This window comes from Oleiphilus sp. HI0132, from assembly GCF_001635845.1.
Genome location: NZ_LWGJ01001296.1, coordinates 1 through 1,659, shown reverse-complemented (window position 1 = coordinate 1,659; position 1,659 = coordinate 1). Strand labels below are relative to the sequence as shown.

General features: G+C 42.3%; 2 protein-coding genes. One reads left to right on the top strand and one right to left on the bottom strand.

What is annotated here, in order from left to right; translation table 11 throughout:
* The first annotated feature begins 38 nt into the window (after nt 1–38).
* Nucleotides 39–815, top strand: coding sequence for a site-specific integrase (locus A3766_RS19730; protein ID WP_068515018.1), 777 nt, complete (start codon nt 39–41; stop codon nt 813–815).
* A 253-nt stretch (nt 816–1,068) separates the two neighbouring features.
* On the opposite strand, the gene A3766_RS19725 is transcribed toward A3766_RS19730, so the two are convergent.
* The gene (locus tag A3766_RS19725; RefSeq protein ID WP_068515024.1) at nt 1,069–1,620 is read right to left on the bottom strand and encodes a PEP-CTERM sorting domain-containing protein; all 552 of its coding nucleotides are present in this window, start codon (nt 1,618–1,620) and stop codon (nt 1,069–1,071) included.
* Between the last annotated feature and the right edge of the window lie 39 nt (nt 1,621–1,659).

The window sequence follows — 1,659 nt, the reverse complement described above, 5'->3', positions numbered from 1 at the left end:
ATTCCCATTATTACGGATTTTGTTTGCAAGGTTGATTTATGCCTAAAAATGGACAAGCTCGTGTACCCTCTTTAGACGAACAGCATCATTTATTCGAAGTTATTCTGCAAAACCGTCATCCAGAGAAAAATACTGCAATTATGCAAATCAGTTTCAAGCTCGGATTGCGAGCGCAAGAGATTGCTTTGCTACAAATAAAAGAGATTGCACAACTAACTTCTCGTTGCGACTTCACATTACTTCAGGTGATGACCTTACCCGCCTCGTATACGAAAGGCGCTGATGCCATGAAACGCTCAAAGAGTAAATATGAGCGCAAAACCATCAGCTTTAAGAAGTCAGCATTTGATCAAATGATACGTCAAGTTGAAAAACTGGTTCAGGTAGGTGCTGACGTAAACCCTGAAGATTTCTATCCTCCTGTGAAACAACATAAAGGTAAATCCCGTGATCTTCCCATGGTTGATACTGATTTGAGGCGGGCTCTTACTGAGTATTTACAAATTCGTATATCAAAAGAATCACACCTAAAGCCTGGTGATCCACTCTTTATCACCCAGAAAGGTGGCCCCTACTCTCCTAATACACTTCAGGAACATATGGCTCTCATGCTCCGAAATTGGGCCGGGATCGAGAAAGCAAGTTCACATAGTGGTCGCCGTTCACTGATAACAGATGTGATCCATAAACAGAAGAAGTCAGTTAAAGTGGCTCAGAAAATTGCTGGGCATGTAAACGCCTCAACAACTCTTATATATGAAGAGCCGCCAGAGGAAATGCTTAATGATGCGCTAAAAAATCTGAATAAGAATTAACAAGCTGTTCGTTAAGGAATAACAATACAATTTAACCCAAGATAACGCCCTATTCATTTAGTAATCTGCTATACAATAAGATCGATGACTGACATAGCTCGAAAATGAGCCTTCATAGAACTCGAAGTAATTACAGCTATGTATCGCCGCCATTCAAAAAAGGAAGAGCCTTAAGAAAGTTGCTTCTTAAGCCTTATCTCTCGAGGAAGCTCAGGGCTTCCCCCGAGCTGCTGCTGCGCTAAACTCTGGACTACTATTTAGCTTTACGACGCGCAAACCCCATAGCTAGAAGCCCGAGACCTAGCAGCGAGTATGTAGCTGGCTCAGGAACACTAACCGCTTTAAAGTCAAAGGAAAAATCAAAGCTAACGAAATCCCCGGAAGCAATGCTAAAAGGACTTAATCCTGCCATATCAACTCGGATACCGTGGTCTGAAAACGATGTATCAAAGCTATATAGAGAATGGCCTGTAACTTGTGAAAAACCTGAAATTACTGCTGAAGAGTCTACAACAGAATCCATATTTAGAACTTCCCAGAAATCACCATTTGATCCAGACCAGTCCCACTGAGTCGCTGAGCTATTAACCAGTCCAATTGAGAGCTCGTTGTCCGACAAGTTGATAAAATGACTTACTCCAAAACCATACCCACCTGTGCGCGTCTCACTCCCTGCCCCGACAACGGCTGATTGTGTGCCAAACCTGTCTTTAATATCTACCGTATCTCCAATTAATCCAGCGTTAGCTGTTGTAGAGCTGATTACTAGAATACCGGCTGCTAGACCGCATAGTAACTTAGACATAAACAATTTCCTTGTTAAATTCTGCCGACACACTTCACC

What these genes read in the sequence shown, in the direction of transcription:
- A3766_RS19730 (WP_068515018.1), top strand. Translation starts at nt 39, where the DNA reads ATGCCTAAAAATGGACAAGCTCGTGTACCCTCTTTAGACGAACAGCAT.
- A3766_RS19725 (WP_068515024.1), bottom strand. Translation starts at nt 1,620, where the DNA reads ATGTCTAAGTTACTATGCGGTCTAGCAGCCGGTATTCTAGTAATCAGC.